22 protein-coding genes, 2 tRNA genes and 2 pseudogenes are annotated in these 20811 nt (G+C 59.2%); 10 read left to right on the top strand and 16 right to left on the bottom strand.

Annotated elements, in window-relative coordinates:
• Positions 1 to 39: 39 nt before the first annotated feature.
• Entirely contained in the window at positions 40 to 2931 is a 2892-nt protein-coding gene (locus IG196_RS16745) for a metallophosphoesterase (RefSeq protein ID WP_225616685.1), read from the bottom strand.
• 300 nt (positions 2932 to 3231) lie between these two features.
• Here IG196_RS16745 and IG196_RS16740 point away from each other — a divergent pair, with 300 nt between their 5' ends.
• The 4 genes from IG196_RS16740 (at position 3232) to IG196_RS16725 (ending at position 5387) form a co-directional block, all read left to right on the top strand.
• The gene (locus IG196_RS16740) at positions 3232 to 3810 is read left to right on the top strand and encodes a hypothetical protein (RefSeq protein ID WP_192192009.1); all 579 of its coding nucleotides are present in this window, start codon (positions 3232 to 3234) and stop codon (positions 3808 to 3810) included.
• Positions 3811 to 3908: 98 nt separating this feature from the next.
• A complete protein-coding gene (locus IG196_RS16735; RefSeq protein ID WP_192192008.1) occupies positions 3909 to 4232 on the top strand; it encodes a hypothetical protein in 324 nt (107 codons plus the stop codon).
• A gap of 2 nt (positions 4233 to 4234) precedes the next feature.
• The gene (locus IG196_RS16730; RefSeq protein WP_225616684.1) at positions 4235 to 4789 is read left to right on the top strand and encodes a lysozyme; all 555 of its coding nucleotides are present in this window, start codon (positions 4235 to 4237) and stop codon (positions 4787 to 4789) included.
• A 19-nt stretch (positions 4790 to 4808) separates the two neighbouring features.
• Entirely contained in the window at positions 4809 to 5387 is a 579-nt protein-coding gene (locus IG196_RS16725) for a hypothetical protein (protein WP_192192006.1), read from the top strand.
• A gap of 12 nt (positions 5388 to 5399) precedes the next feature.
• On the opposite strand, the gene IG196_RS16720 is transcribed toward IG196_RS16725, so the two are convergent.
• The gene (locus tag IG196_RS16720; protein ID WP_192192005.1) at positions 5400 to 5708 is read right to left on the bottom strand and encodes a hypothetical protein; all 309 of its coding nucleotides are present in this window, start codon (positions 5706 to 5708) and stop codon (positions 5400 to 5402) included.
• Between the two features lie 593 nt (positions 5709 to 6301).
• Here IG196_RS16720 and IG196_RS16715 point away from each other — a divergent pair.
• Positions 6302 to 7228 carry a DUF4145 domain-containing protein gene (locus IG196_RS16715; RefSeq protein ID WP_192192004.1) on the top strand — a complete coding sequence of 309 codons (927 nt, stop codon included), beginning with the start codon at positions 6302 to 6304 and terminating at the stop codon, positions 7226 to 7228.
• A 27-nt stretch (positions 7229 to 7255) separates the two neighbouring features.
• Here IG196_RS16715 and IG196_RS16710 read toward each other — a convergent pair whose 3' ends face one another.
• The 3 genes and pseudogenes from IG196_RS16710 to IG196_RS32355 all read right to left on the bottom strand — a co-directional run.
• Positions 7256 to 7417 (bottom strand): DUF4113 domain-containing protein, encoded by a 162-nt coding sequence (locus tag IG196_RS16710; protein ID WP_192197042.1) that lies wholly within the window; start codon positions 7415 to 7417, stop codon positions 7256 to 7258.
• Positions 7418 to 7623: 206 nt separating this feature from the next.
• A pseudogene (locus IG196_RS32360) lies at positions 7624 to 7644 on the bottom strand (hypothetical protein).
• Positions 7643 to 7957, bottom strand: a pseudogene (locus IG196_RS32355) (thermonuclease family protein); the annotation flags it as partial. The pseudogenes IG196_RS32360 and IG196_RS32355, both read right to left, overlap by 2 nt.
• Positions 7958 to 8566: 609 nt before the next feature.
• Here IG196_RS32355 and IG196_RS16700 point away from each other — a divergent pair.
• The 4 genes from IG196_RS16700 (at position 8567) to IG196_RS16685 (ending at position 10832) form a co-directional block, all read left to right on the top strand.
• Positions 8567 to 8935 carry a nucleotide pyrophosphohydrolase gene (locus IG196_RS16700; RefSeq protein WP_192192003.1) on the top strand — a complete coding sequence of 123 codons (369 nt, stop codon included), beginning with the start codon at positions 8567 to 8569 and terminating at the stop codon, positions 8933 to 8935.
• 6 nt (positions 8936 to 8941) lie between these two features.
• Entirely contained in the window at positions 8942 to 9934 is a 993-nt protein-coding gene (locus IG196_RS32060; RefSeq protein ID WP_225616683.1) for an HNH endonuclease, read from the top strand.
• A gap of 155 nt (positions 9935 to 10089) precedes the next feature.
• A complete protein-coding gene (locus tag IG196_RS16690; RefSeq protein ID WP_192192002.1) occupies positions 10090 to 10512 on the top strand; it encodes a hypothetical protein in 423 nt (140 codons plus the stop codon).
• 110 nt (positions 10513 to 10622) lie between these two features.
• Positions 10623 to 10832, top strand: coding sequence for a hypothetical protein (locus IG196_RS16685; protein ID WP_192192001.1), 210 nt, complete (start codon positions 10623 to 10625; stop codon positions 10830 to 10832).
• 2 nt (positions 10833 to 10834) lie between these two features.
• On the opposite strand, the gene IG196_RS16680 is transcribed toward IG196_RS16685, so the two are convergent.
• On the bottom strand, positions 10835 to 11140 hold the full coding sequence (locus tag IG196_RS16680) for a hypothetical protein (RefSeq protein WP_192192000.1): 306 nt from the start codon (positions 11138 to 11140) through the stop codon (positions 10835 to 10837).
• Positions 11141 to 11916: 776 nt separating this feature from the next.
• On the opposite strand from IG196_RS16680, the gene IG196_RS16675 reads away from it, so the two are divergent.
• The gene (locus IG196_RS16675; protein ID WP_192191999.1) at positions 11917 to 12774 is read left to right on the top strand and encodes a DUF4238 domain-containing protein; all 858 of its coding nucleotides are present in this window, start codon (positions 11917 to 11919) and stop codon (positions 12772 to 12774) included.
• Positions 12775 to 12926: 152 nt separating this feature from the next.
• Here the strand turns inward: IG196_RS16675 and IG196_RS16670 are convergent, their stop codons facing one another.
• From IG196_RS16670 to IG196_RS16625, 10 genes are all read right to left on the bottom strand, one after another.
• Entirely contained in the window at positions 12927 to 13808 is an 882-nt protein-coding gene (locus tag IG196_RS16670; RefSeq protein WP_192191998.1) for a DUF3037 domain-containing protein, read from the bottom strand.
• Complete coding sequence (locus IG196_RS16665) at positions 13805 to 14533, bottom strand: hypothetical protein (RefSeq protein ID WP_192191997.1); 729 nt, start codon at positions 14531 to 14533, stop codon at positions 13805 to 13807. The genes IG196_RS16670 and IG196_RS16665 overlap by 4 nt, the downstream gene beginning before the upstream one ends.
• A gap of 39 nt (positions 14534 to 14572) precedes the next feature.
• Positions 14573 to 15055 carry a hypothetical protein gene (locus IG196_RS16660; RefSeq protein WP_192191996.1) on the bottom strand — a complete coding sequence of 161 codons (483 nt, stop codon included), beginning with the start codon at positions 15053 to 15055 and terminating at the stop codon, positions 14573 to 14575.
• Positions 15056 to 15358: 303 nt separating this feature from the next.
• Positions 15359 to 16597, bottom strand: coding sequence for a tyrosine-type recombinase/integrase (locus IG196_RS16655; protein ID WP_192191995.1), 1239 nt, complete (start codon positions 16595 to 16597; stop codon positions 15359 to 15361).
• Between the two features lie 174 nt (positions 16598 to 16771).
• Positions 16772 to 16848, bottom strand: a tRNA-Arg gene (locus IG196_RS16650).
• A 560-nt stretch (positions 16849 to 17408) separates the two neighbouring features.
• Positions 17409 to 17594 (bottom strand): hypothetical protein, encoded by a 186-nt coding sequence (locus IG196_RS16645; RefSeq protein ID WP_143605924.1) that lies wholly within the window; start codon positions 17592 to 17594, stop codon positions 17409 to 17411.
• Between the two features lie 329 nt (positions 17595 to 17923).
• Positions 17924 to 18000: transfer RNA gene (locus IG196_RS16640), tRNA-Pro, on the bottom strand.
• Between the two features lie 35 nt (positions 18001 to 18035).
• The gene (locus IG196_RS16635) at positions 18036 to 18740 is read right to left on the bottom strand and encodes a glutathione binding-like protein (RefSeq protein ID WP_192191994.1); all 705 of its coding nucleotides are present in this window, start codon (positions 18738 to 18740) and stop codon (positions 18036 to 18038) included.
• 107 nt (positions 18741 to 18847) lie between these two features.
• Positions 18848 to 19111: a UBP-type zinc finger domain-containing protein gene (locus tag IG196_RS16630; protein WP_192191993.1), complete on the bottom strand. Its 264-nt coding sequence runs from the start codon at positions 19109 to 19111 to the stop codon at positions 18848 to 18850.
• Positions 19112 to 19131: 20 nt separating this feature from the next.
• On the bottom strand, positions 19132 to 20808 hold the full coding sequence (locus tag IG196_RS16625) for an FAD-dependent oxidoreductase (RefSeq protein WP_192191992.1): 1677 nt from the start codon (positions 20806 to 20808) through the stop codon (positions 19132 to 19134).
• Positions 20809 to 20811 lie beyond the last annotated feature (3 nt).

The following is a 20811-nucleotide window of genomic DNA, read 5'->3' as shown; positions in this document are numbered from 1 at the left end:
TCCAGGTACAGCCACGGTTGAGGCTTGAGAATAGGCTTACTAAAGCAATTCAACGTTTCGAACGATTCGATCAAGCGACATAAATGACATTGAGCTCGCATCAATAATTTGCAAGACTTCTGGGGCGATGCCGTATGGTTCAAGTTTTCGAACCATATCATTCAGGATGGAGATCGCCTCTGCTCTCTCGTATAAGTTTTTCCGGCGCTTCGCTACATCTTTGGCAAAACTTGATAGCAGGTCTTCATTTTCGGATTTCTTGGCCTTGTCGTTTTTTTTCAGGATCGTCAATAGCGAATTGCAAGCGGATTCAGCGTCGCTAAATATACGGTCTGCAAACGCAATGTGGAGCTTGTCGCAGCACTTGGAAAGCCCGCTGAGGTACATTCGCGCGTTTTCGACCGTGAGCGATCCGGGCTCGGACTCATCACTCAATGCGTAACTTGCGAGTAATGCGTTCTCCGTACGGTTACGCTGAATCCCCTCGCATACGCCCCATTCAAAATAGAAGCCGCGATGGCTTGGGTTGGAATCAAAATCCCTAAATAGCCTGACGGCTTCATCCGCATTACCTTGTCGGCGATATAAGGATGCTAGCTTGGTGAGTAGGTGGAAAGATGTATCAGCCTCGTAGACCTTTCGGGCGACGTCTATTGCAAGTCGCGTCTTTCCCGACAGGAATAACCTTTCGGCCATTTCAAATCGCCAAAATGCTAAATCAATGACTTGCTCAGTCTTTGAGCGCTGGACCTCCGATATTGCCAGGTCAATGTAGAAGTGAGAAATGTCTTCGTTGAATTTGGTCTCAAGCACCTCAATGAGCGCCGCGGCGATATGCTTATGTCGGGTAAAAATGCTCGTCGATGTGCTGGTGGCAGCCGCTTCTTTACCAAGCTGTCTTAATACTTCGCTTTGCAATTTTGGGATGGATAGCTCCAAAAGTCCCGCGAGCGCTGCAAAGCTGAGCTTATCGAAACCTTCTACGTGCATTGCTGCGATGTAGCCGAGCACGTCTTTCAGCGTGTGCCCACTTGGCAACTCAACCTCTGCAAGCCGCTCAAGCATTGACTGCGCATGATCTAGCAAATCATTGCCGTGGCGGGACATCAGCAGTGCACCAAAGAAAGCGTCGGAATTCCCCTTCGATTCCTTCTTCGCGTAATAGCGCAGCTTATCTGCACGCTCATTTTCCGGAAGCAATGCAAGTTCTTCGCCAAGACCTTTACTTCCGAACTCAGCCCAAGACTTGACGATTAAGTCCGCGTCTCTGACGCTAAGGTCTTTGAGGACCTCTTCTTTGAACTTGGCTTTGAACGTCCAGGGCAGCCACTTTGCGCCAGATGACTGCCAATCCGAATCTCTACTCGCCAGTAGGAAGTCGATCCTCCCTGCGTAGCCATCGAAACCAGAATCAATGAAGCGTAGTACCTCCTTCGCGACCTGATCTGCCTCATCAATAACAACCAGCCAATTGTCGTGACTGCGGAAGGTTTCCATTAACTCCGCGCCATTGAACGGGCGAGTGTGATTTGTTCTAAATAGAAGCTTCTTGGTTCTGTTTGCAAGCAGTATTTCTAGGCCCGACTGCAACAGGGCCGTTGTTTTTCCTTCGCAGCCAGCCCCCATTAGCACGCAAACATATGGCGTTGTTGAATCATGGCGAAAATTGTTCGATACCTTGCCGACAATTTCTCGTCGCGGAATGGACTCGGACAGCGCGATAGACCAAGTTGGCGTCGCGCCATCGAAAAATGCGATCGACTCATCCTCCGTCAGCTTTTCAGTGCTTCGCTCGAGAGTGGTTAGATCCTTGATTTCCCAGCCTATGAGAGGTTGGCTTTTTTGTCTCGGCGCGTAATCTGGTTTCGTGCGCGCGCGCGGTGCTTCGATTTCCCACCAGTCTCCGTTCCGGTAATTCTCGTGGAACCGAGCGCCATCCAGCGTCCAGCACTGATTTGGAAAGCTCCAACTGAAGGGTTGGAATCGAATCAAACCAGCATCAAGATCTGCAGCTCCCCACATGAAGCCATTTCTCCATTTTCCGCTTTCCGGGCTCTGCCACCCAGCCCCGGACTGAACGGCGAGAAATTCGCCCGCGCCATTTAGTGTGTTGGAAAACGATTCAGTGTGCATGTGGCCATGCAAATAGATGGCGTGCTTGGCGGCCAATAGCGACTGAATGGGTTGCCTGTGAGGAGGGTACATCCAGTCAAGCGGATGATGTCCAAGAACGAACTTAATGTGACAATCCGAAATTCCTTCAAGGGCATCTCTCAAAATTGCAACGCCAGGAGTCAGGGCTTCTTTGTCCCTCTCTCCGTCACAGAGCCAAGCGGTATTCAGTCCAACGATCCCGATCTTGATAGTACCGATGGTTCGTTCTGCCACAACCGCACCGCGGTCGGACTTGATGCCTTCGGAGCTCTGGCAAAAATTGTGCTCGAAGAAATCTTCGAATCTTTTGGCTAGCATTTCGCGGCGCAAGGCAGATCCTTGGTCCGGATAAAACGAACGCGATTCCGGCCTGACGAATTTTTCCTTGCTGAATTCTTCGTTGACCTGCCGATTTAGATCGTGATTGCCCGGGACGGTGAAGATGTTATCTAGGAAATCACTTCCAAATAGTTCCACGATCGGCGAGATCAGATGCTCGACAAATTGCTCATACTCTGCCTTCTTCCCGGAGTTTGCAACATCACCCGTGACGAATATGAAGTCTGGAGTAAACCCCCTAACTTGTGCATCCTTGAGGTGCTCCACGATCTTCTTAGCAGAGAACGCCTGTTCGAAAGGGTGGAGGCCGAAATGAAAGTCGGACAGATGAAGCCAATTGACGGGGTGTGACATCCGGTTGATCTCCCTTGATGGTTCTATTTTGTGCACCGCAATGACTCGTTCGGCCAACGGCAGAACCGCTTTCAGCTTTGACAAACGGACAGGCTCGCGAAGACTGCCGCTTAGCTGCTCCTGACGGTCAGTCAGGTTTGCGATTCTTCACCTGCTTGGCGAACAGGTTGTTCGGGCGCTCCGAGTGGTCCAGCACGATACCGCGACCCTTGGCCGTCTCGGGCAGCTTGCCTGTGCTTATACCTTGGTTGAATCTGCCACTCCGAAGCAGCCGTTCTGGGACGGCCGCTTGTGGCCGAGAGCGGCGCTCGTCGATGAGCGCATACGGGCTCACCAGCGACTGAATGAGCCCCTGACGGATCGTCTGTGGAGGAGTTCGTCCGCATGGACGGAAACCCATCGCACACGTACACCTCGCCAGGCGTTGTGACGATCCGCGTTCGGGTCAGCAACCTCTTTGGTTGGGGAGGCTGGGCCAGCAACGACCAGACCCTCACGCTCGCCGTGCCGATCAGTGAAAACTCGTGGGTCTTCGCTCTCGACAATGGTGCCACTCTCACTGCCAACGGCACGCTGGACGCGGCCGAACTGTCTGACTCCGACATGACTGCTGGCTCGGTGCTGGCGCTCGACACGGGGGGGCGTATTGCAGTGGACTTCGGTCAGCGCATCGACCTGCTCGAAATCCGCGTGCGCCGCCGCCCCAACAACGACTTCGGCACTTGGCAGTGGACCAACTACTTCTTCGATGCCCAGGTGGAAGACTTCGACAACCCCGGCACTTGGTCGACCTGCAACTGGGGATTCGAAAACTTCACCCCGCCTGAGCCGGGAGCAGAGGCCACGCTCCGGGTCCAAGGCGGTCACAACTTCCGTCAGTCGCAGAAGATGCGCTTCCAGATGAACGCGGCGGTCTGCTTTGGTGGAATCACTTTCGTCGGGTTCGAGGCCGACGGCGCGTAAGTGTTCCGACCAGCTTGCCACAGCAGGCTCCCGCCTGCGGAAGGGTGGGGCCCCTGTAGGGTTTCACAGCGTGAGCCGGGCCCGGAATGATCCGGGGCATGAACGAAGACCCCACCTCTATCAGCATGCCCGCGCTCAAGGCCGGGGCCTCGATTGCTGCCGCAACCGGTGCGCAAATCGTGGACAGCGCCTCGAGGACGACGTCGATCTTCGCGGACTTGTTCGTGCTGAACTGGCCGAACATCGCTTCCGCTGCGGCCGCCTGCTACACCCTCGCGCTGCTCATCGAGTTCTGCTGGAAGAGGTTCTGGCGGCCCTTCTTCGAGCGCCTGGACTGGATTGAGCCGCGCCGCACCTACACGGCGCGCGAGTGGGCCGAGCGGATGGCTCAGCAGGACAGCGGGCGCGTTCCGCTCGAATGACAATGGCAGCCGAAAAGCGCTACTTCCCCCACCTCGCTGGTTCGCTCGTGCTGGCCAGCGCCGGCCTGCTGGGCTTGCTGGGAAAGTGGGAGGGGGGCAAGCAGTACGTCGTCTACGCCGACAAGCTGGCCGGTGGCCTGCCGACGGTCTGCAAAGGACTGACTCGGCACGTCACCTCGACGCCGATCATCGTGGGCGAGCGCTGGAGTGCCGAGCAATGCGAGCGCGAGGAACGCGCAGCTCTCATTCACGTCCAGCTGCAGCTCGCGCAGTGCTTCAAGCTGCTTCCCCCGCAAGACGTGTTCGACGCCGGCGGCAGTCACGCCTGGAACTTCGGTGCTCCGTCCACCTGCAGCAGCGGCGCGATGGCGGCGTGGAACCGCGGCGAGTGGGTACGCGGCTGCCAGCGCTTGAGCCGCAGCGATGACGGCAAGCTCGTGTGGAGCTTCACCAGCCGCATCGATCCGAAGACCGGTGCCAAGGTCTACACCTTCGTGCAGGGTCTGGCGAACAGGCGCGCGGACGAGACGCGCTACTGCGTCGGAGGCCGCACGTGAACCCGATCATCGTTGCGATGTGGATGCGCTGGTGGGGGTGGTGGTGATGGTGCTGCTCGACTTGAGGACGCCGCTGCTGTGGCTGCTGGGCGTTGGGCTGGTTGCTGCCCTGGGCGTTGCAGGTATCGAGCGCACGCGCGCTGCCGTGGTGCGTGCTGACCTCGCAAGTGAAAAGCGCGAACGCGCTCAAGAAGATTCGGACCGCTACCGCGTGGCGTTGACCGATGCGCTACGCTCTTCCGAAAAGATGGCTGCGCACGCGGCCGCACAACAGGGACTCACCCATGCACTCGCTCAAGAAGCCGCTGCTCGTATTGCTGCTGAGCGCCGCAATGGCCAGCTCGCTGCTGGGCTGCGCGACGCCTTCGCGGCCTTCGCCGCCCGTGATCGCGCAGAAGCCGCAGCCCACGCCGCTGGCTCGGGAGATCCAGGAGATCGACCCGGCACCGTCGACAGCCTTTTTGGCGAAGCAGGAGAGCTACTTGCTCGATCTGCAGACCTTCAGGAGGAAGCTCGCAGCATCGTCACGCGCCGAGACAGCGAAGTGAAGGCGTTGAAGGCGCAGGTCGATGTTGACAGGGCCCTGGTTGAGCGATAAACCCACCAGCTATCACTGGCGGTACTGGCGGATGATTTCCCGCGCGTGCTCAAGCGCTTTTTCAAAATTCTCCGGGGTATTCGTACGCAATTTGTTCATGACACGCCGATGCTCGTCATCGTTAGTCTTGAACTCAATAACTCCGAAGCGCGCTGCAATATCCTGTAGTGGCGCTTTGCCCCAAGAATCCTCACCGCTGCCATCGGGGTGAAGGACCACGCTGTGGAAGTAGCCGGTGTCACTTCGGCGCGTACCCTCGAACATCGGCGCGAAGCGGATTGCCAACAGTGCTGTTGGTTGAAGTCCTTCAAGTTCGCGCATTGCTTCTGCGTATGGGCCGCATCTGCCGAAAGAAAACCCGGCAGCCTCGTGCGCGGGCATCCTTGATGCCACCCTCGCAGGCACAGCAGTTTCGTAGTACGGATGGCTTCTGATCGCATCAGTCGCTATTCGAATTTTCTCCTCGTCAGGTTGGAATCGAAGAGGCAATTCTGCGAGCTTTGATTCCGAGTAGAAGCGAGTGAGGACACCTCCAGGCTTGTGGGATGCGCCGCTTCGACGAGCCAGGTCCAAGATGATTCGGCGGTTGAATTCACTGATGCTCCGGACTCCTCGAACATCGAACACTCTGTCGGCGTTGTCGGCAACATACACACGGAGGGGCTGCATCTGATCTGGGCGGGGATGTTCCGATGTCGTCCACCAGTCGACATGGAGGAGCCAGCCGCTTAGCCGAGCAAGTGCGACCGCAAAATCAACGCAGTCACGGGATTCCCACCCAACCACTTGTGCAGCAGAAAATGTGAAGATCGGCTTGTTTCCTGACTGTCCCATAGCTTTCCTTTTTAATAAAACTTCCGGTTCGGTGTCTCGCGCCTGATAATTGTCGCTTCATGAAGGGGGCTGAGGGACGTATGGAAAACGCCGAGACGACGCTGAAAATTACCTGCCGCACTTGTGGCTTGGCAACGAAGCATGAGATTTTGCATGCAGTTGAACATGCTGCAGAAGCGTCTTGGTTTAACGAGCTTCATTCTTGGCAGATTATTAGATGCCTAGGTTGTGAATCATTGGGATTTCGGTATCGGATTGACGACTTTGATGATATTGAAGAAAACCCATTAAGTGGTAAGAAGTACCATGCGGTAAAGGTTCATCGCTATCCGCCTTCAATCCTTGGGCATCGAGAGCTGGATTCGCAGCACGTGATTCCGGAGCTAATTCGCAAAGTTTATCGTCAGACTATTAGTGCATATGCAGGTGATGCATGGATTTTGGCAGGGATAGGCTTCCGAGCTACAATTGAAGCCGTCTGCACTCATTTACAGGTCTCAGGGGCTTCGCTGGAAAAACGGATAGATTCCCTTTTTAGGGGTGGGCATATATCAAGCAGTGACAAGCGTCGGCTCCATGCGATCCGATTTCTCGGGAATGATGCGGCGCATGAGATTCGAGAGCCAAAAAAATCTGAGTTAAAAGTTGCTCTGGAAATTGTTGAGCATCTAATTAGTTCGTGTTTTATTCTTGGGCATAAGGCCAAGGATATGGATCTCCCGATCGATAGCTTCGAAGATTTTGAAAAGCTCCTGCGCGCGAGGGCGAAATCCTCAGATTCGGATCAACCTCAAAGCGTTGCTTCAATCTTGGGAAGAGATAAAAGGCGATTAGGGCCGGAGCTGCCTCTTTTTGATTCGGCACTCGTCAAAGCAGTTAATAACGGTGCAGTAAAATTTCTTGCGCTCGACTCTGTCGAAAAGGTTGAAGGCAAAGACGTGCAACTCTACAAAATTGTTCGCTCGGAATTGTCCGCCTTTGATTTCGATGACGACATTCCCTTCTAGACGGGACCTTGCGTAGGGGGCGCCAGGCTATGCCCTGGCAACGGGCACCTGGCGCACGTCGGTGGTGTAGTGCGGCGTGCGGCGCCCCTGGCGCATGGTCCATTCGCGCTTGTCCCCGCCATTGCCAGTGCTTGCGACTCCCAACGTCCCCTTGCCGTATCGACGACGTCCAGGGCCTGCATCCGACAGCTACATCCCTGCGGCTTCGCGCTGAGCCTTACGCCATTCCCATGGCGCCGTCGCACGCTTGTCGTGCCACATGCCGATGCCCTTGGCTCGCGCTTCAACCTCAGCGAACTCGTACTGTTCACGCTCTTGCTCCGTCTGCTCGCGTGCGTAGGCGCGGTTCCATCAGGCCAGCCCGAGCGTGACCATCGTGAGCCCGGCGTCGCGCGTCATCGGCCCATGCGGCGCAGACGCCGGCGCGACGTGCACGCGGCACACGCTGCGGCCGTAGCGGTCGGTCTTGCGGCAGTCGAGTTCCACGTCCTTCATGTAGACCAGATCGGACAGCGCTTCCTTCGCGCGCTGGCCGAAGGGCTGCTTCTTCTCGGGCGCGTCGATGCCGTTGAACCGCACCTTCACCTGCTCGTAGGCGCCGGGCTCGCCGCAGCGCGCGGTGATCGTGTCGCCGTCGCTGACGCCCACCACCAGACACTCGCGCGGCTCGGCCGCGGCGGCCAACGTTGGCGCGAGTAGGGCGGCGAGCAGGAAAGGACGCAGCTGCATCACTGCAGGGCGACGTCGGGGGCGGTGGCAGCTGCCATCGCGTCCTTGATCTTGCGAAGGGTGTTGGTCAGCGCCTGTGGGCTGCAACCAGCGGCCTTTGCTGCCTCACCAGGGCGAAGGTTCCCAGTGAGCACGAACCGAGCCGCCTCAAGGGACTTCGTATCGCGCAAGCGTGCCGCTGTGGCCCAACCTTGAAACTCGGTCCTGGTCATGAGCGTTTCGCCGTCGTTGGCGAGTTGTTGGGAGGGGCGGAGTCTAGGAGCGTGCACGAACGAGCTTGATAAATCGCACGACGGCGCGCATAGGGCAAGAAAAAGCCCGCACGAAGGCGGGCAAGGACGGCCCAGAGGAGGGAAGAGGGAGAAAACGTGGGCCGCCGAGGTCAGTCTAGTGGCCGATCTGCTCGATCAGCGCTCTGAGGCAATGTGTTGCATTCATCGACTGTCTGGTGCGGCGCTCAGGAGTCCATGCTTTTGGGGACGGTTTGAGTGGAAAAGAACGCTGCGCCTTTGTCTTGAATGACCCCCAGCGGTAGTGCAAGCGCAGCAAGTAAGCTAGGCGCTTCGCATGTGCGACATCGATCGTACAGCCCAGGTAAGGAACCGCATCATGTCCGATACAGGCCACCTCAATCAGCTATCTGGCCTCCAGCAGAAGGTGGACCAGTTCGCCAAGGAGCGTGACTGGGAGAAATTCCACACCCCAAAAAACCTCAGCATGGCGTTGGCTGTCGAAGCATCCGAGCTCATGGAGATTTTCCAATGGCGAGATGGGCAGGAAAGCGTGTCAAGCCTGCCTGAGAAGACGCGCGAAGCCATCAATCATGAAGTGGCCGATGTGTTCATCTACCTGCTCCGGCTTTGCTCGGTGACCGGTATCGATCTGCTTGCGGCAGCTGAGGAAAAGCTGGCTCAAAACGCACAAAAATACCCCGCCGATTTGGTGAGAGGCAAGTCCAACAAGTACTCGGAGTATTGAGCACGCATGCGACAGCTATACATTTTTACTGCCGGCGATGCAGATGCGCGAGAGCATCTCAACGACTCCATTCGCAACCCACAGCCAAGCTCACTCCTCGACTCGCACCTGACAGCAGAGCGGGCCGACTACCTGAGGTCGCTGTTGCCGGACTCGCAGGGTTTCTATGCGTGGGGCGCGGTGCCTGGCGAGCGCAACATTCCCATGTGGAATCAGATGCAGGACGGCGACATCGTCCTCACCGTGTTCGACAACCGCTATCGGTACGTTTCTTCTGTGATCGCCAAGATCCACAACGCCGATCTCGCGCGTGCGATTTGGGGCCAGACGCCGGAGGGGAAGACTTGGGAGTACATGTACATCCTGACTCAGCCGCGAGCTGTCGACGTGCATGTCACCAGCAAGCCAGTCATCGACTATCTCAACAATGGCTATCGTGGGTTTTCCAGGATCGGGGACGAGCGCCTTGCAAAAATTCGCGGCACGTACGGGAACCTGGAAAACTTCGTCGAAGAGGTTTTCTCGACTGTTGTTCCTCCATCGGCTGACGAGCAAGATCTGGTGGCCGCAGAAGCCACAGTCGATCCCACTGTTTTTGACTCGGAAAACTTGGTCGATGGGCGCAAGAAGGTACTGGCGGAGGTTGTCCGCCGCCGCGGTCAGCCGAAGTTCAGGAAGGACCTGATCAAAGCCTACGATGGAAAGTGCGCGGTGACGGGCTGCGAGATCGAGGCGGTGCTCGAGGCCGCCCACATCATTCCCTACATGGATGGCGATACCAACCATGTGGTCAACGGACTGCTGCTTCGAGCCGACGTCCACACCCTGTTCGACCTTGGACTGCTCAAGATCGATGCGACGGGCCGCATTCATATTGCTGATCCACTGTTCGGATCGATCTATGAGCCGTATGGAGGCAAGAGGATCCACTTTCCCAGTCAACTGAGCGAGCACCCGGATCCGGGGGCTTTAACCAAGAAGTTCAGTCAGCAAGTTTGAAGCCTGTGCGCCGGAGGCCCGCGCCCAAGAAAAAAACCGCCCGGAGACGGCGAGCTCCGAACAAGGTGTCGCAGATCATCCTGTATGGGCGGTGGTAGCGGGCCGGGAGGGCGCCGTGGATATAGTCGTACTGTACAAGCACTCAGCAATGCACCATGGATCTCTCGCTCCTCAGCTTCATCGTCGGCACAATCATCGCGCTTATAGGCCTTTCGATACCTATTGCCGCCCTTGAGGAGAGCAAGCGCGACAACCTGGTTCGTTTCTGGAAGCGATGGATAAAGATCGTCTTTTTGATCGTGCTCGTCGTCAACTCCACCTTCGGCATTTGGCTATTCTGGCATTCCACCGGTGCACCTACGCGAGGTGAAGTTCTGGTCCTGTTGATGCACATATTCAACTTGTTCGGAGTGCCGTTCATTCTGTTCATGACAGCGATGGACAACGTGCTCGACGTGCGGAATGCAAAGAGGAGCGAGCTGGAGGAGAAGGTCAGAAGTCTTGAGCTTCAAGTCCAGGCATTGACGTCATTCAAAGCGTTGCCTGCTGCGGCGGCAGCCGCCTCCAAGCCAATCTAGCTGCCCATCCACACGCCAAACATTGCGGAAGCAGGGGGCTTTTCTAGGGCACGCGGAAGGTTGGCTTGCAAGCCCTTGCGCCGATAGTCGCTCAGGTCCACAGTGGCCAGATGATTCACCCCATCATTGCGCTCTTCGAGGAGCGCGCCGGCCTGCTCGACGTGCAGCGCAGCAAGGCAGGGCTGGATGAAGCCGTCGCCAACCTGGCGGCCTGGATGGAGTTGGCCCGCGATCACCTCACAGAGGATGACTGGGCAGTGCTGGGAGAGATCGGAGGGGTGCTGTACCGCGAGGGAGCGAGCAGGCGAAGGGCAGGTTAAGCCTACCGCCACGTCCGTCGGCAGAAAGTGCGTCCACTTGACCGTAGCCGGCGCATGCGTGCCCTGTGCGTTGCACCGCCGAGCTGCGGCCTCTCGAGCGCAAAGACGGCGTACGCCAGCTTGGCGATATGCCGCGGGTCATCTTTGAAGGCGATGGGGTAGACGACGCGGCAGACCATGGTGAGCCAGGCGCTGTCGACCGAACCCTCCGCCAGCTCTTCGAGTTCGTTTCGAAACTCGTGCCACCAAGCCTCCTCATCGGTCAGGGCTTGGCCGGTGATCACGATGGGTCTGGCGGGCTTCCACATGAGCGAATGCTACTTTGCAGCCAGGCTGCCGGTGCTTCCGCTCGAGTGGGCAACCCATGAAAAAGCCCGCACGAAGGCGGGCAAGGCGATCCCCGGAGGGAGGGAGGATAGACATGGGGATCGCGATATAAGTCTAAGGGGTTAATGTCTGATGGAGGTACGCACCCATAAAAAAGCCCGCATGAGGCGGGCATTGTTTGCAGGTCTGGCCTCCTCACCAGCCATCTCGACGGTAGCGCTCCGCGATGGCTCGATATGCATCTCGAGTCGAGTCGATGTAGCAGAGCCAAAGGCTATACAGAAGGAGCAGAAATCCTGGGGCAGCGATGGTTAGAAAGGTCCAGCCCGCGGCCGAGGAATCTGCGGGAGGCGCAAGGGACTGCACAACGAGAACAATGTTGGCAGCAGCCCAGCCGATGACAAAAAAGACGACGCCCGCTGCAGCGTGAAGTGCCCAGCGCCATTGTCCGAACCTGTGCGCGACCCAGCCCGTGTTGAGAAGAATGAGCATCCCCACCTCGCAATGATGTTGTGAAGCAGAGCGTATCTGGATTTTGTGTTTTTCGCGATCGTCGCCTGAGCGGCCTGTACAGCGCCAGTGGGGGCGCTGTGCGCGAAGTGCGCTGACTACGTGTCGTTCCAGCTCGATTGGGAGCCCGCGAAGCTGCGGCTTCGGGTGTCTCAGATCATTCTGGATGGGCACTGGTAGCGGTGTGCAGTGAAAGCGCTTTGGGGGCGATAAACTCTGCGGCATACGGAGTATTCGGAGCAAAGCCTTGTCTCAGTTGAAGAAAAATCACCATTTCATACCGAGGTTCTGGCTGCGAGGATTTCGTAGCGGAACTGGGCAGCTATTTGGTCGTCGGGACGGACTTACTGGGCCGGTTTCGACTGGCAATGTCATGCAATCCGATTGGCTCTACACGGTCTACGACGACGACTGGATTGCTTCGGACCAGATTGAGGACCAACTTTCGACGCTGGAGTCGAAGCACGCAGCGGTGTTTCGAAGATTTGTTGTACCTGCGGCTCAGGTGAAGGATGCCGACCGCAAAGAACTTTGCAGTGCCCTCGCGCTACAGGCGTGCCGGCATCCAGATGTGATGCGTCGCGGTTACCGCTTAACCAAAGAGTTGGGGATCGCGTTCATGACAGCGCCCCAACTTTCGAAAGAGGTCTTCGCGCAAACGCTGGCTCCCTATGGCGTTGTCGCCTCGGAGGCTGAGAGTATTCATGGACAACTGACATCGGTGTCGCTTGAACAGTTGGCCGAAGCAGTGCGTGCATTGCTGGATCTTCCACCTTGGGATCCGCAGTTGCCGGAGCAGGAGGCATTGAAGGCCCAGCCTATGGTCCAGACTCAGCTTGAAGCGTTGTCGATGGTTGTCCTAGATGCGCCAGCTGGGAACTCGTTTGTGATTGGGGATACACCGATTCCACAAGACAGGCTCGGTGCGGGGTTCTCAGTGCCCTTGTCGAACTCGGTGGCCGTTCAGCTACTGCCAGCGAGCGCGCCTCAGGTAACCAGGCGCAATGCCTCAAATTCTGAGGTCGATGCAGTCAATCAAGAACAATGGGATCGGTCGCTGCATACGATCGTGGGATCAAACCAAGCACAGCTCCAGGCATTTTGAGTTTGACAGTGTGTCGGATGCGTTCGATGCATTCGGCAGCCTTTGCAGGAACATGACTTCGGAGTTTGCTTCGACGAGATGGAGGTGGTTGTCAGGTGATCACGGGCATGAAAAAGCCCGCATGAAGCGGGCTGGTCTCAAAGGTTGTTCTGCTACTTTGCCGCTTGAGGTCGAGTGAGTACAAAGTCAGGTAGCGCGTCGTTGTGAAGGGCTCGGTGCATAAAATCAACGAAGGCCTGCTTGTCCTTGGGGCTCTCCATCACATACAAGTTGGTCGCGTTCCGCTCAATCATTTTAATTGCGGGCCGCGCTACGTCGTAGTTTGATGCGCTTACAACGGCAATTCGATCACCATCGACTGCGGTCTTAGCTTCATCAAGTGTGAAGCCCTTCACAGCTGCGTCACCCCGAATAGATGGCGTGAGGTGGTCAATGCCTCGTAGGTCCAGTGTTTCTAAGACATGTAGGCGACCATTCTTCACTGCGAAGTCTGCGTATAGATCATCGCGCGCATCGACCGGGAAATTTGCAATTACACGGCCCTTGCTGAGATCTTCCGGATTGGTGCTGAAGACCTTTGCCGAGCGAAACCACGCGCGCATCTGCGACGTAAGTTTCGATTGTCTCTTGGTGCTATCCCGTTTGGCACGAACTGTTGCTGGGCGCGCTAGGACCTGCCATGTCATCAGTGCATCAAGAGTCTGTTGAGGGTCGTCAGCGTTCAAAAGGGTCGTGCCTGGTTCGGTGTCTGCAACGAACGGCTGACAGAGGAGGGGCAGCATCGCAATCTGTTGTGCGATCTCCGGCAGGGTCTTTGCGAACTTGTTGAGTGATTCTTGAAGTCGCTCAGCCCATGTTGCCGTCGAGACGACACCGAAGTCCGGGTGCAGTGCCTTTATGCGCGATGAGTCTGGTGCAGCGCCCACAAGGGCGCCATTCGGGGTGAACAAAACGACGCCCGCGTTGAGGCTCTCCCCGCGTACCTGATCAACAGCGCGAAGGAGAACGAAAGGGGTAAAAGTGTCCGCTTTCATGGCTGGCAATACTGCACGCATTTTGACACGCGCGCATGGAAATCCTCGCCTCCCCACCACGTAACAAAGGCTTCACTCTTGGCTGTTTCGAGCCACGATGGAGGCATATCAAGTAGCCACTGAGCAACGCTCTCTTTCTTAATCTGCGAGAGCGTGCCCAGGGCCATGAGTGCTTGTGGCGAACGCCACAACCCCATTCCACGGATGATCGTCATGTGGAGTGTGGTGGGATTGTTCTTGCCAATGATGTCCCGCAGAGGCCAGCCTCCAACAAGGAGTGCATGCGAGTAGTCGATCGGCATCGCAGTGCGCTGGTTTAGGCTGTTGATGCCAAAGAGGAAATTGCCAAAGTGCCTGTCAATGTTGGCAATGAAGACATCGAGTGCGTAGGCTACGCTCAAGCGATCTGCGCAGTCAGCTAGGAAGACTTCAGGTGAGATTCCATTTCGGACCACCTCTTCCATGCGCGTCAAGCCCGGTTGAATGCGACTGCCGAAGGCTCGTGCACCATCGGGCATGACCAAAGTGGCGCAGGCTGGGCAACTCAGTGCCACTGACTGGGCGAATTGATAACTCAGCCACTCTGAGCATGGCAACATCGGATGGTCAGTGATCGCTTTGACGGCATAGTCAAAGCCATCCTCGGCGATCGCATTGGTTTTCAGCGTTTTCCCGTTTCCAAGCGCAGGGACTAGCGAGGTCACGCGGAGTTCGAAGAGACTCATTTCTTTGTGTCGGCTGGTGGCATTACGAGGGGGCGTGCGCTACTTCCTCGGCCAGTCCAACGGCTGCGGAGTGCTGAACTCAAGCACTGGTGAGCCGTTCTGATACGCATTGAACTGAACCAGGATCTTTTTCGCCTTCTTGGCAGAGGCGATGAACTTCGCTGCGCCTTGAATGAAGATGGTCTGGCTGCTGTGGTCGGCGGGGCCGTTGCCACTGAACTTGACTGGAGCCGCATCGTCAAACTTGATGGAGACCCTGCAGTCGTAGCTGCTGCAAAGCATCTGTCCTTTGTCGATCGAGATCAGAATATCCAGTCCATATTGAGGATGTTGGCGAACGGTTAGATAGCCTCTGTTCGTCCCTTTGTACGGGAAGTCGAAACTGAGAGAGTTGTCCGAGACCGTCTGGGCCTCCGCCGACTTCTTTCCCGTCATCTTGTCGGTGGACGCTTCATAGTTCCAGCCCACGGCGTGCGCAATCGAGCACGCGGTTGCCAACAGGGCAATGCCGAGTCTTTTCATTCCCTCGCTCCTTTGGTTCGAGCCACCATCCTAACCTTTGGTTACCAAGATTTCATGGGCGAGAACCCTGCGAACTTGGGCCTTCTGAGGGAAGGTCTCGACCTGGTGCGCTCCTTTCCCTGAGGACTCGATTGCTCACCTCTGTCGAGGCGCGCGAGATGCTCTACCTGTGGTGGACCGGATCGACGCTGAGCCAGTGTCCGATGGCAGAGGGGCGAGCAGGAAGTCGCGGAGGCTTGAACTACCGCCCTGGCCGGCGGCAACTCCTGCGTCGGATGTATCGTGGCACGGCCAATGCGTGCGTTAAGCAGCCCTGAATGCCAAGACTTTCGCCCCTTGGCGCAGTTCGTCGAGATGGTCGGCCCACAGCTGCATCATCTTGCGGCGCTTGACCACGAACTCCGCGCGATCGTAGGCGGCGCCAAGCGGGCCGCTCTTTCCGTGCGCGAGCTGCGCCTCGATGACCTCGGGCTCGACGTCCATCTGCTCGACCATGATCGTGCGCGCCATCGCTCGGAAGCCGTGTGCCGTCATCTCGGTGTTGTCGAAACCCATGCGGCGCAGCGCTGTGTTCACGGTGTTGTCGCTCATCGGCCGTTCGCCGGTCAGCAGGCTCGGGAAAACGTATTGGCCGTGGCCCGTGAGTGGCTTGAGGTCGACAAGGACCTCGACGGCCTGCATTGGCAGCGGCACCAGGTGCGGGCGCCCGTTGATCTTTGCGGTCTTCGTACGCTTCATGTCCGCTGCCGGGATGGTCCATAGCGCCTTCTCGAGGTCGAGGTCCGACCAGCGCATTTGCCGGATGTTGCCGGGCCGCTGAAAGAGCAGGGCAGAGAGGTGCAGCGCTGCGCGCGTCGCAGGCTGGCCAGCGTATGCGGCGATAGCGCGCATGAGCTCGCCCGCCTTCACTGGCTCCAGCACCGCGGCCATGTGCTTGACCTGCACCGGCACCAGCGCGCCTTGCAGGTCGGGCGCTGGGTTGCTGGTGCACCGGCCGGTGGCGATGCCGTGGCGGAACACCTGGCCGGACCATTGGCGCAAGGTGTGCGCAGTTTCGTGCGCGCCGCGGGCCTCGATGCGACGGAGGACCTGCAACAGCATCGGCGCCGTGATGCTGGATAGGGGCAGGCTGCCGAGCCAGGGGAACGCATCCTTCTCCATGATGGAGAGCCAGCGCTCCGCGTACCGCGGGCTCCACGCCGAACTCTTGGTCTTGTGATACTCGCGCGCCACTGCCTCGAAGCTGGCGTCGGTGTCGACCTTGCGCTCGAGCTTCTCGAGTTGCCTGCGCTGCGCGGGGTCGATGCCTTGCTGTTGAATCTTGCGGGCGTCGTCGCGGCCGGTGCGCGCGGCCTTGAGCGTCACCTCGGGATAGCTGCCCAGGGCCAGGCGCTTTTCCTTGCCGTCGAAGCGGTACTTCCAGAACCACCGCCTTGAGCCGCTGGGCTCGATCTGCAGATAAAGGCCGCCGGAGTCGGCGAGGCGCAGCCGCAGCTTGTCGGCAGGGCAGAGGGTCTTCTTGCAGGCGGTGTCGGTGAGCATGGGGGAACAATTTCGGCTGCTGGGGCTAAAACTGTACCCGTTCCCCCGTTTGTTCCCCCAAATTGGAGGAATCTCAGCGGTTTCTCGTGATTGCTCGTGGAGCGAAATCACCCGCTTCTACAGAGGAAAAATGGCTGTTCGCGGCTCTTTGTGGGGGAAGATGGCGCCACTAAATGGCCTGCCCGGAGGGGATCGAACCCCCGACAACCTGCTTAGAAGGCAGGTGCTCTATCCAACTGAGCTACGGGCAGATTCCGGTTGAGAAGCGAGGGCCTGAGCCTTCGGCCCTCGGGCCGCACGCAGTGCGACTACAGACCCGAAAAATCAACGGTCTGGACGCTTCTGCCTCTGACCGGGGAAGCGCGGATTCTACCTACATCCCTCCATGCACGACGCCTTCGCGGGCGCTCGTTGAGAGGGCGAATGGGCGTGGCTGGCGCGAGACGACACCCTGGCGGTCTCGGCGGCCTGCTTCGACACGAGCTGCTTCTGGCCGCAGGTGCTGCACCGGTAGAACCTGAGGGCCGGCAGCATCCTCATCCAGGCTCGCCGCTCGAGGCGACGAAGGCCGGCCAGGCCGCAGGAACATCGGAGAAACAGATTCAGCAGCATCACAGAAGAGTTCAAACCGGGAAGGTGTCGACACTCTTTCCCCGACGCTGCTTCGCGGTCTATGCAACCGTGAAGCACCCGTGTTCGATTCTGTGGGTGCGCAGGGCATGCAGCGAAAGGGCTGCACGCGCAACAGATTGCTAAGGGCGGGCGTTTCGACCGTCCGATGCCTCCCTGGATCGCTGTGGCCGAGGGGGTGTCAGACGTTCTCCGAGCGGTACTTGAAGACCGCTTCGTTCACCGCGCGTTCGGACGCCAGTTGCTTTTTTCCGCAGGCGCTGCATTGGTAGAAGCGTTGGCTCGAGAAGAGCCGCATCCATGGCCGGCGCTCGATGCGTGCGAGATGCCTGAGGCCGCAAGAACAGCGGGAAAAGTAATTCAGCATCGGAAAAGGGTCCAGGGGTGAGGGTCTGCTTCAATTTCCATCCCTGACTCAGCTCTTTGGCTTTGTAAACGCGATTCAGCTTACTTTGTAAACATGATCACGATTGACTCGATTCTGCGTGAGCGCCGAGTGCCACACGGGTAGTCCCGTAAGAAAAAGGTTGCCATTGCGGTGTAACAACAATGCAGTGACGTTGCCTGATGTACGGAAACCGGTGGGTCGTGCTACGAAACGTCTAAAGGGGCGCGAGATTCGCGGTGATCGCGAGCGGCCCGGAAAAGAAAAAAGCCTGCAACGACTTTCATCGTTGCAGGCTTTCACTTTTCTTTTGGTCGGGGCGAAAGGATTCGAACCTTCGACCCTCTGGTCCCAAACCAGATGCGCTACCAGGCTGCGCTACGCCCCGCCAAGCCTTCGATTCTAGCCCGAATAAAGGCCCGCTCAGCGCTTCTCGTACTGCGTCTTGCCAAAAAGGATCTCGCGCGCCTTGTCATCGGTGATCGGGCGGCGCAGATCGGCCAGCACTTTCACGCCGCGCTGCACGGCCGGACGCGCGGCGATGCCGTCGAACCAGGCCTTCAGGTGCGGGTAGTCGGTGAGGGTGATGCCCTGGTTTTCCCAGCTGCGCAGCCACGGGAAGATGGCGATGTCGGCAATCGAATAGCTGTTGCCGGCGATGAACTTGTGCTTCGCCAGCTGCCGGTCGATCACGCCGTACAGGCGCTTGGCTTCGTTGGTGTAGCGGTCGACGGCATAGGCGATCTTCTCGGGCGCGTAGATGCGGAAGTGATGTGCCTGGCCGAGCATCGGGCCGACGCCGCCCATCTGGAACATGAGCCACTGCAATACGTCGTAGCGCTCGCGGTCGCCCGTGGGCAGGAACTTGCCGGTCTTGCCCGCGAGGTACACGAGGATCGCGCCCGATTCGAACAGCGAGATCGGCTGGCCATCCGGTCCGTCGGGGTCGGTGATGGCGGGGATCTTGTTGTTCGGGCTGATCTTCAGGAACTCGGGCGCGAACTGGTCGCCGGTGCCGATGTTCACCGGGTGCGCGTGGTACGGCAGGCCGCACTCCTCGAGCATGATGTGAATCTTGTGGCCGTTCGGCGTGGGCCAGGAATAGACCTCGATGGGCGATGCGGGCATGTCGCGGAGCTCCAGATTGAGAGGGTTGTGACGGGAGAACGGCAGCATATACACGCGCATCCGGACGCGTGCGGGTGCGGGCATTTGCCTGCAGTGCCGTGGACCGGTCACCCCACCTGTCGTTCGTGCGCGTTGCACCACATCCAGTGTTCGCCGGGCTCGATCGACTGGATCACGGGATGTTCTTCGGCCCGCGCGTGCTTCGTGGCGTGGCGGTTCTTCGACGAATCGCAGCAGCCCACATGGCCGCAGTGCACGCACAGGCGCAGATGCACCCAGGTGTCGCCGGTCTTCAGGCAGTCTTCGCAGCCATGGGGCGTGTGCGGTTGCGCGAGGTCGGCGGGAACGTGTTCGCAGGCTTGGATGGGCATGGGGTATCTCTGGAAAAAACTCAGGCCACGGCCGAGGTCGACGACAGGTGCTGGTGAATCAGCGCCACCACCGCGGCGCCTTCGCCGATCGCGCCGCCCACGCGCTTGACCGAACCCGAGCGCACGTCGCCCACCGCGAACACGCCGGACACGCTCGACTCGAGCGCCGCAGCGGGGCGCGCCGGAAAGCCGCTGCTCGCGGCCGGGCCGGTCAGCACGAAGCCGTGGCGGTCGACCGACACGCCGCAGCCGTCGAGCCACGACGTCTCGGGCTCCGCGCCGACGAACAGGAAGATGTTGCGTGCCGGGCAGTCGTGCTCCTGGCCCGAGGTGTGGCAGCGCCACGTGGCGCCGGTGAGGCCTTCCTCGGGCGCGCCGTGCAGCCGCACGAGCTCGGTGTGCGGTTGCAGCGAGATGTTGGGCGTGGCCTCGATGCGGTCGATGAGGTAGCGCGACATGCTGGCCGCCAGCGACGGCCCACGCACCAGCACGTTGACCTTGGCCGCGTGGCGCGACAGGAACACCGCCGCCTGGCCGGCCGAGTTGCCGCCGCCCACCAGCGCGACCTCTTGCTGCGCGCAGATCTTGGCCTCGATGGCCGAGGCCCAGTACCAGATGCCGCGGCCTTCGAATTCGGCCAGACGCGGCACGCCGGGTCGGCGGTAGCGCGCGCCGCTCGCAATGACCACCGTGCGCGCGCTGATCGTGCGGCCGTCGGTGAGCTTCAGTGCGAGGCTGCCCAGCGCGTTCTCGCGCGAACAGTCGAGCGCTTCCACCTGCGCCGGAATCAGCATCTCGACACCGAACTTCTGCGCCTGCACGAACGCGCGGCCTGCCAGCGCCTGCCCCGAGATGCCCGTCGGAAAACCCAGGTAGTTCTCGATGCGTGCGCTGGCGCCGGCCTGTCCGCCGAAGGCGCGGCAATCGAGCACGATCACGCGCAGCCCTTCGGAGGCGGCGTACACCGCGGTCGCAAGGCCGGCCGGCCCGGCGCCGACCACGGCCACGTCGTACAGCTCGTCGCGTGCCGCGGTGTCGACCATGCCGAGGCAGCGCGCCAGGCCTTCGTCGCTCGGGTTGACCAGTACCGAACCGTCGGGGCAGACAGCCAGCAATTTGTCGGGGCCGTACTGGGCGAGCAGTGCGGCGGCATCGGCGTCGGCGGCTGCATCGACCAGGTGATAAGGATGGCCGTTGCGACGCAGGAAGTTCTCCAGCCGCGCCATCTCGGGCGAGTCGGGCCGTCCTATCAGCACCGGCCCCGCCGCGCCCGATTCGATGAGCGCCACGCGCCGCAGGATCAGCGCGCGCGTGATGCGCTCGCCCAGGTCGGCCTCGGCCACCAGCAGCGCGCGCAGGCGGTCCGGCGGCACGACCAGCGCCTCGACCTCTTCATCGGCATGCCCGTCGACCAGGGCAGGGCGCCCGCTCAGCTGGCCGACCTCGGCGAGGAATTCGCCCGGTCCCTGGCGCGCGATCGGCACCACATGGCCCAGGCCGTCGCGCTGCGTGACGGCGACCACGCCCTTGAGCAGCACGAACATGCCGGCGCCGGTCTCGCCGGCGGTGAACAGTCGCTCGCCGCGCGCAAAGCGCTGCACGCTGCCGAAGCTGGCGATGCGTGCCATCTCGGCGTCACTGAGGACAGGGAAAGTCTGGTGCAGGCGGCTGTTGGCGCCTGGTGCATCGGTGGCCATGGG

This window comes from Variovorax sp. 38R (genome assembly GCF_014843395.1).
GTDB classification, from domain to species: Bacteria; Pseudomonadota; Gammaproteobacteria; order Burkholderiales; family Burkholderiaceae_C; genus Variovorax; species Variovorax paradoxus_H.
Note: the sequence above shows the minus strand (reverse complement) of the source record. Positions and strands in the feature narration are given on the sequence as shown.

What these genes read in the sequence shown, in the direction of transcription:
- IG196_RS16740 (WP_192192009.1), top strand. Translation starts at nt 3,232, where the DNA reads ATGGACGGAAACCCATCGCACACGTACACCTCGCCAGGCGTTGTGACG.
- IG196_RS16735 (WP_192192008.1), top strand. Translation starts at nt 3,909, where the DNA reads ATGAACGAAGACCCCACCTCTATCAGCATGCCCGCGCTCAAGGCCGGG.
- IG196_RS16730 (WP_225616684.1), top strand. Translation starts at nt 4,235, where the DNA reads ATGGCAGCCGAAAAGCGCTACTTCCCCCACCTCGCTGGTTCGCTCGTG.
- IG196_RS16720 (WP_192192005.1), bottom strand. Translation starts at nt 5,708, where the DNA reads ATGCGCGAACTTGAAGGACTTCAACCAACAGCACTGTTGGCAATCCGC.
- IG196_RS16715 (WP_192192004.1), top strand. Translation starts at nt 6,302, where the DNA reads ATGGAAAACGCCGAGACGACGCTGAAAATTACCTGCCGCACTTGTGGC.
- IG196_RS16700 (WP_192192003.1), top strand. Translation starts at nt 8,567, where the DNA reads ATGTCCGATACAGGCCACCTCAATCAGCTATCTGGCCTCCAGCAGAAG.
- IG196_RS32060 (WP_225616683.1), top strand. Translation starts at nt 8,942, where the DNA reads ATGCGACAGCTATACATTTTTACTGCCGGCGATGCAGATGCGCGAGAG.
- IG196_RS16690 (WP_192192002.1), top strand. Translation starts at nt 10,090, where the DNA reads ATGGATCTCTCGCTCCTCAGCTTCATCGTCGGCACAATCATCGCGCTT.
- IG196_RS16685 (WP_192192001.1), top strand. Translation starts at nt 10,623, where the DNA reads ATGATTCACCCCATCATTGCGCTCTTCGAGGAGCGCGCCGGCCTGCTC.
- IG196_RS16680 (WP_192192000.1), bottom strand. Translation starts at nt 11,140, where the DNA reads ATGTGGAAGCCCGCCAGACCCATCGTGATCACCGGCCAAGCCCTGACC.
- IG196_RS16670 (WP_192191998.1), bottom strand. Translation starts at nt 13,808, where the DNA reads ATGAAAGCGGACACTTTTACCCCTTTCGTTCTCCTTCGCGCTGTTGAT.
- IG196_RS16665 (WP_192191997.1), bottom strand. Translation starts at nt 14,533, where the DNA reads ATGAGTCTCTTCGAACTCCGCGTGACCTCGCTAGTCCCTGCGCTTGGA.
- IG196_RS16660 (WP_192191996.1), bottom strand. Translation starts at nt 15,055, where the DNA reads ATGAAAAGACTCGGCATTGCCCTGTTGGCAACCGCGTGCTCGATTGCG.
- IG196_RS16655 (WP_192191995.1), bottom strand. Translation starts at nt 16,597, where the DNA reads ATGCTCACCGACACCGCCTGCAAGAAGACCCTCTGCCCTGCCGACAAG.
- IG196_RS16645 (WP_143605924.1), bottom strand. Translation starts at nt 17,594, where the DNA reads ATGCTGAATTACTTTTCCCGCTGTTCTTGCGGCCTCAGGCATCTCGCA.
- IG196_RS16635 (WP_192191994.1), bottom strand. Translation starts at nt 18,740, where the DNA reads ATGCCCGCATCGCCCATCGAGGTCTATTCCTGGCCCACGCCGAACGGC.
- IG196_RS16630 (WP_192191993.1), bottom strand. Translation starts at nt 19,111, where the DNA reads ATGCCCATCCAAGCCTGCGAACACGTTCCCGCCGACCTCGCGCAACCG.
- IG196_RS16625 (WP_192191992.1), bottom strand. Translation starts at nt 20,808, where the DNA reads ATGGCCACCGATGCACCAGGCGCCAACAGCCGCCTGCACCAGACTTTC.